The sequence below is a fragment of the Goodfellowiella coeruleoviolacea genome (genome assembly GCF_024171785.1).
GTDB classification, from domain to species: domain Bacteria; phylum Actinomycetota; class Actinomycetes; order Mycobacteriales; family Pseudonocardiaceae; genus Goodfellowiella; species Goodfellowiella coeruleoviolacea.
Genome location: NZ_JAMTCK010000034.1, coordinates 1 through 6,186, shown reverse-complemented (window position 1 = coordinate 6,186; position 6,186 = coordinate 1). Strand labels below are relative to the sequence as shown.

Annotated in this window: 1 protein-coding gene; it reads left to right on the top strand. The window is 68.5% G+C overall.

Annotation, left to right across the window (positions count from 1 at the left end):
• On the top strand, window positions 1-6,186 hold a 6,186-nt coding region (locus LX83_RS37135), incomplete at both ends, for an SDR family NAD(P)-dependent oxidoreductase (RefSeq protein WP_407649769.1).

Sequence of the window (6,186 nt, the reverse complement as noted above, 5' to 3'; positions counted from 1 at the left end):
GTGGTTGGCTGATCACGCGGTGATGGGGACGGTGTTGTTGCCGGGCACCGCTTTTGTCGAACTCGCCCTGCGCGCCGGCGAACAAGCCGGCTGTGATCGGATTGACGAGCTGACGATTGAGGCCCCAATCACCTTGTCCGAAGAGGACGGGGTGCAGGTGCAGATCGCGTTGAGCACGCCGGACGCATCGGGATGCCGGACGGTGGCTATCCACTCGCGTCCGGCGGACGCTGAGTTCGACGACGCTTGGACGCGGCACGCCACTGGAGTGCTGACCGCGGAGACATCGCCACCGGCCTTCGACCTGGCCACCTGGCCGCCGCCGGATGCTGCCGAGATCGACGTCACCGGTCTGTACCAGGACTTCGCCGATCGGGGCTTCGACTACGGTCCGACCTTCGCGGGACTGCGCGCGGCCTGGCGACGCGACGACGCGATCTATGCCGAGATCGCCCTACCGGAACAGCCAGCGCTGACACCCGACCGATTCGGTGTTCACCCAGCCCTGCTGGACGCGGCACTGCACTCGGCGGTGCTGGGTGTGTTCGCGGACAGCGGTGGTGGTCGATTGCCGTTCGCCTGGTCCGGGGTTTCCCGGCACGCTGCCGGACCGGCAAGCCTGCGGGTCAGGTTGACCGCGACAGGGCCCGACGCGCTCGCACTGGCAGTGGCCGACGGCACGGGCCGCCCAGTGCTGTCGGTGGACTCGTTGGCCATGCGTGAGGTGATCGCGGACCAGCTGCGACCAGTTGGTAGGCGTGTACCTCGCTCGCTGTACCAGGTGAACTGGGTCTCTGTGTCCGGTGGTGCGGAGAACACCGCCGGGCAGTCCCAGTGGATCGTGCTCGGTGAAGACGAGAACAGGATCACCAACCTCCTGCGCACCCGGGTGTCCATCGTGGACACCGCGCAGTCGGTGCCGGACACCGTGCTGTTGCCCGTCACGGCCGGCAGCGGGGTTGACCCGACTGTGGCGGTGCGTGCGCTGGTCAACAACGTGACGGCGGTGCTCCAGTCATGGATCACCGAGGAGCGGTTCGCCAACGCTCGACTGGTGGTCGTGACCAGGGGCGCGGTGGCGGTGGACAGCGACCCGACTGCGGATGTCGACCCAGCCGCAGCAGCCGTGTGGGGCCTGGTGCGCGCGGCGCAGGCAGAGCACCCCGGCCGGTTCCTGCTGGTGGATTTGGACGATCAGGACAGCTCGGTACTGGTGCTGCCCGCACTGCTCAACGCGGCAGAACCCCAGTTGGCTGTGCGGAACGGCATGGCCTTCGCACCCCGGCTCGGGCGTCCGGCAAGCGCCAGTGTCCAGGACGAACCCTTGGCCAACCTGCTCGGCACCGTGCTGGTGACCGGTGGCACGGGAGCGCTTGGCGGGCTGCTGGCCAGAGAACTGATCGATCGTGGTGCGCACAGGGTGGTGTTGGCCAGCCGACGTGGCCCCACAGCACCGGATGCGGCGGACCTCGCGGCGATCAGCGAACGAGTTGAGCTGGTGGCCTGTGACGTCGCCGACCGTGCTGCCCTGGCCGAGCTGGTGGCCACGCTGCCTGAGTTGACCGCTGTGGTGCACGCCGCCGGCGTTCTGGCTGACGGGGTGTTGGAGTCGTTGACGCCGGAGCGGTTCGATGCGGTGTTGCGGCCGAAGGTGGACGCGGCCTGGCACCTGCACGAGCTGACCAAGGACCGCGATCTGTCCGCGTTCGTGCTGTTCTCCTCGGTTGCCGGGGTGTTGGGCAGCCCGGGGCAGGCCAACTACGCGGCGGCGAACGCTTTCCTGGACGCGCTGGCCCAGCACCGGCGCGCCACCGGACTGCCAGCGACCTCGCTCGCCTGGGGACCGTGGCAACAGCTCGACGGGATGGCCGGCTCGCTGACCGAGGAAGATCAGGAGCGAATCAGTCGAAACGGCCTGCTACCGCTTTCCGCCGAGGAAGCCGTGGCGCTGCTCGGCCACGCGAGCGTGCTGAACACCCCGGTTCTGGTGCCAATGCGCTTGGACCTCACCGCGGTCCGGGCGAATCTCGGGGCAAGTGAGGTTCCAGCACTCCTGCGTGGACTGGTGCGCCACTCGGTTCAACGTGCCGAAGCTGGCTCGGGTGGCGGCAGCGGACTGACCCGACGGCTGGCCGGACTGTCCGAGGCCGAGCAGGACCACCTGCTGCGCGGCCTGGTGTCAACCCATGTGGCGGCAGTGCTCGGACACAGCAACCCGGACACCGTCGCTCAGGACAAGGCGTTCAAGGAACTGGGCTTTGACTCGCTGACCGCCGTCGAACTGCGCAACCGCCTGGCGGCTGCCACCGACCTGCGACTGCCAGCGACCCTGATCTTTGACTACCCGGATCCGGCCTCCCTGGCCGAACACCTGCGGATCACCCTGCTCGGTGCGGAAGCCCCAGGGGCGACCGTAGCCGTGGCGGGTGGTCACACGGATGAACCGATCGCCATCATTGGTATGAGCTGCCGTTATCCCGGTGGGGTGACATCCCCGGAGGAGTTCTGGCAGTTGGTCGCCACCGGGCGGGACGGCATCTCGGAGTTCCCAATCGATCGGGGTTGGGATGTCGAGTCGTTGTACGACCCGGACCCGGAACGGCCCGGGAAGTCGTACACCCGCGAAGGCGGGTTCGTGCACGACGCCGCCGAGTTCGACGCGGCCCTCTTCGGGATTTCACCGCGTGAGGCGCTCGCCATGGACCCGCAGCAGCGGTTGCTGCTGGAAGCCGCCTGGGAAAGCTTTGAGCGGGCCGGGATTGACATCGCGAGCACGCGCGGCAGCCGGACAGGTGTGTTCGCTGGTCTGATGTACCACGACTACGGGGCTCGACTGACCACCGCACCTGGCGAGGTCGAGGGCTTTCTGGGCACCGGCAACTCGGGCAGCGTGTTGTCCGGTCGGATCGCCTACACCTTCGGACTGGAAGGGCCAGCGGTCACCGTTGACACGGCGTGTTCGTCGTCGTTGGTGGCGCTGCACCTGGCCATCCAGGCGCTGCGGCAGGGCGAGTGCACCATGGCCCTTGCCGGTGGTGTGACCGTGATGTCCACTCCCGCGACATTCGTGGAGTTCAGTCGGCAGCGTGGACTGGCCCCGGACGGCCGGTGCAAATCCTTTGCGGCGGGTGCTGACGGCACCGGCTGGGGTGAGGGCGCCGGCATGCTGTTGGTGGAGCGGTTGTCGGATGCGCGGCGCAACGGGCATCCGATCCTGGCGGTGGTGCGTGGTAGCGCGGTGAACCAGGATGGCGCTTCGAACGGGTTGACCGCGCCGAACGGTCCGTTGTTTTTTTCCGGTCAGGGTGGGCAGCGGGTCGGGATGGGTCGGGAGCTGTATGCGGCGTTCCCGGTCTACGCCCAGGCCTTCGACGAGGTGTGTGCCGAGTTCGAGCCCGGGTTGGCCGATGTGGTGTTCGGTGCCGCTCCCGGGCTGGACGAGACCCAGTGGACCCAACCCGCGCTGTTCGCGGTCGAGGTCGCGCTGACCCGACTGCTCGCCTCCTGGGGCATCCGTCCTGACGTGGTGATGGGCCACTCGATCGGGGAGATCACCGCAGCGCACGTGGCCGGTGTGTTGTCCCTGGCGGATGCGGCGCGTCTGGTTCGGGCGCGTGCGGGGCTGATGGGTGCGCTGCCGGCGGGTGGCGCCATGCTGGCCGTCGCCGCTACCGAAGCCGAGGTCCGCGAGGCCGGGCTGTCTGGTGGGGTGGACGTGGCGGCGGTGAACGGGCCCGAATCGGTGGTGTTGTCCGGTCCTGAAGCCGAGATCGGTGAGTTGGAACAGCTCTGGCGGGGTCGGGGTCGGTCGGTCAAGCGGTTGCGGACCAGTCACGCGTTCCACTCGGGTCTGATGGACCCGATGCTGGCGGACTTCCGGGCCGCGTTGGCCGGGGTTCGGTTCGCGGAGCCGGAGATCGGGATCGTGTCCAACCTGACCGGTGAGCTGGCTGGTGTGGGGTTGGTGTCGGATCCGGAGTACTGGGTGCGTCATGTGCGGGGCACGGTCCGGTTCGCCGACGGCATCACCACACTGCGCGACCAAGGCGTGGCCACGGTGCTGGAAGTCGGCCCGGACGCGGTGCTGACCGCGATGGTCTCGGACACCGTGCCTGATGAGCTGGCGGCGGTGCCGGTGCTGCGCCGTGACCGCCCGGAGGCGCAGTCCCTTCTCGCTGCTGTGGGGCGGCTGCACGCGCGTGGGGCCACTGTGGACTGGGCGGGGTTGTTCGCCGGTACCGGTGCTCGTCGTGTTGATCTGCCGACCTATGCGTTCCAGCGGGAGCGGTACTGGCTGGACGCGGTGCCGTCGACCGGTGATGCCAGTGCCATCGGCCTGGGCAGTGTTGACCACCCGCTGCTCGGTGCCGCCGTGACGTTGCCGGATTCCGACGGAATCCTGTTCACCGGTCGCCTGTCACTGGCCGCGCAGCCCTGGCTGGCTGAGCATGTCGTGCTCAACACGGTACTGCTGCCTGGGGCGGCTCTGGTTGAGCTGGTGCTGCGCGCTGGCGCTGAGGTGGGATGCGACCAGCTCGATGAGCTGACCCTTGGCGCTGCTCTGGTGCTGCCCGAGTCCGGCGACGTGCAGCTGAGGGTGCTGGTCGGTGGTGCGGACGAAGCTGGCCGGCGGTCGGTCACCGTCCACTCACGACCTTCCGGAGCCCAGGAGGACCAGCCGTGGACGCAGCACGCCAGTGGTCAGGTGAGCGCAGGCGGCCAGCTGGCTGTCCCGCTGCTCGACGGAGAGTGGCCGCCAGCCAACGCCGACGAGGTTGACACCGACAGCCTCTACGACCGCGCAGCGGAGCGGGGTTTTGGCTACGGTCCGATCTTCCAGGGAGTGCGAGCCGCCTGGCGACGCGGAACCGAGGTCTTCGCCGAAGTGGCGTTGCCGGAGGAACACGTCAGCGAGCCAGGCTTCAGCCTGCACCCGGCATTGCTCGACGCAGTGCTACAGGTGATCGGCCTCGGTGAGTTCGTGCCGGCTGGTGGGGAACAGCCACATCTGCCGTTCTCCTGGACCAATGTGTTGTTGACTCCGGCCGGCGCAACCAGCCTCCGGGTTCGGGTGTCCTCGGCCGGCCCAGCCGCGGTCACGTTGGCTGTTGCGGACGAGGCCGGCGCGCCAGTGGCTTTCGTGGAGTCGCTGGTGGTTCGTCCGGTGACCCCGCAACAACTCGGCAGTGGCCGGAACAGCTGGCACGAGTCCCTGTTCAGGCTGGACTGGACACCTACCAGGACCAGTTCGGCCAGCCCGACCAGTTGTGCGGTGCTCGGTGATGGCCTCACCGTGGCCGGGGCACAGTCCCTTCCGGACATCGCGGCGCTGGCCGCGGTGAATCCGGTTCCGCAGGTGGCCTTCGCGCTCCTCATTGGCGAGCCCGCCGTCGATGATCCAGCGGTGGGCGCCCAGCGCGTGGCCGCCCACACGCTCGACCTGCTCCAGCGGTGGCTGGCCGAAGACCGCTTGGCCGAGTCTCGGCTTGTCCTGGTGACGAGCGGAGCGATCGCGGTGAATCCCACCGAATCCGTGACGGATCTGGCCGCTGCCGTGGTGTGGGGTCTGGTCCGCACTGCTCAGCTCGAACACCCCGGACGATTCGTCCTGTTGGACAGCGACACCACCGAGCTTCCCATCGGCCTTGTCGACAGTGCGGAGCCGCAGTTGGCGCTGCGCGATGGCCGAGTTCTGGTACCGAGGATCAGGCGGGCGCGGGCGACCCCGGAACGCGAATCCCGGTCGATCGCTGACCCGAACGGGACCGTGCTGGTGACCGGCGGAACCGGCGCGTTGGGTGGTCTGGTGGCAAGGCACCTGGCGGAACAAGGCGCTGGCCATCTGCTGTTGACCAGCCGGCGTGGGCTGGCCGTCCCCGGTGCTGGACAGTTGGTCGACGAGCTGAGTGCGCTGGGAACCCAGGTGACGGTCGTGGCCTGTGACGCCGCTGACCGGACCGCCCTGGCCGAGTTGCTGGCCGCTGTGCCAGCGGAGTTCCCGTTGATCGGGGTGGTGCACGCGGCTGGGGTGTTGGACGACGGGGTGTTGGAGTCGTTGACGCCGGAGCGGTTCACCACGGTGTTGCGGTCCAAGGTGGACGCGGCCTGGCACCTGCACGAGCTGACCAAGGACCGCGATCTGTCCGCGTTCGTGCTGTTCTCCTCGGTTGCCGGGGTGTTGGGCAG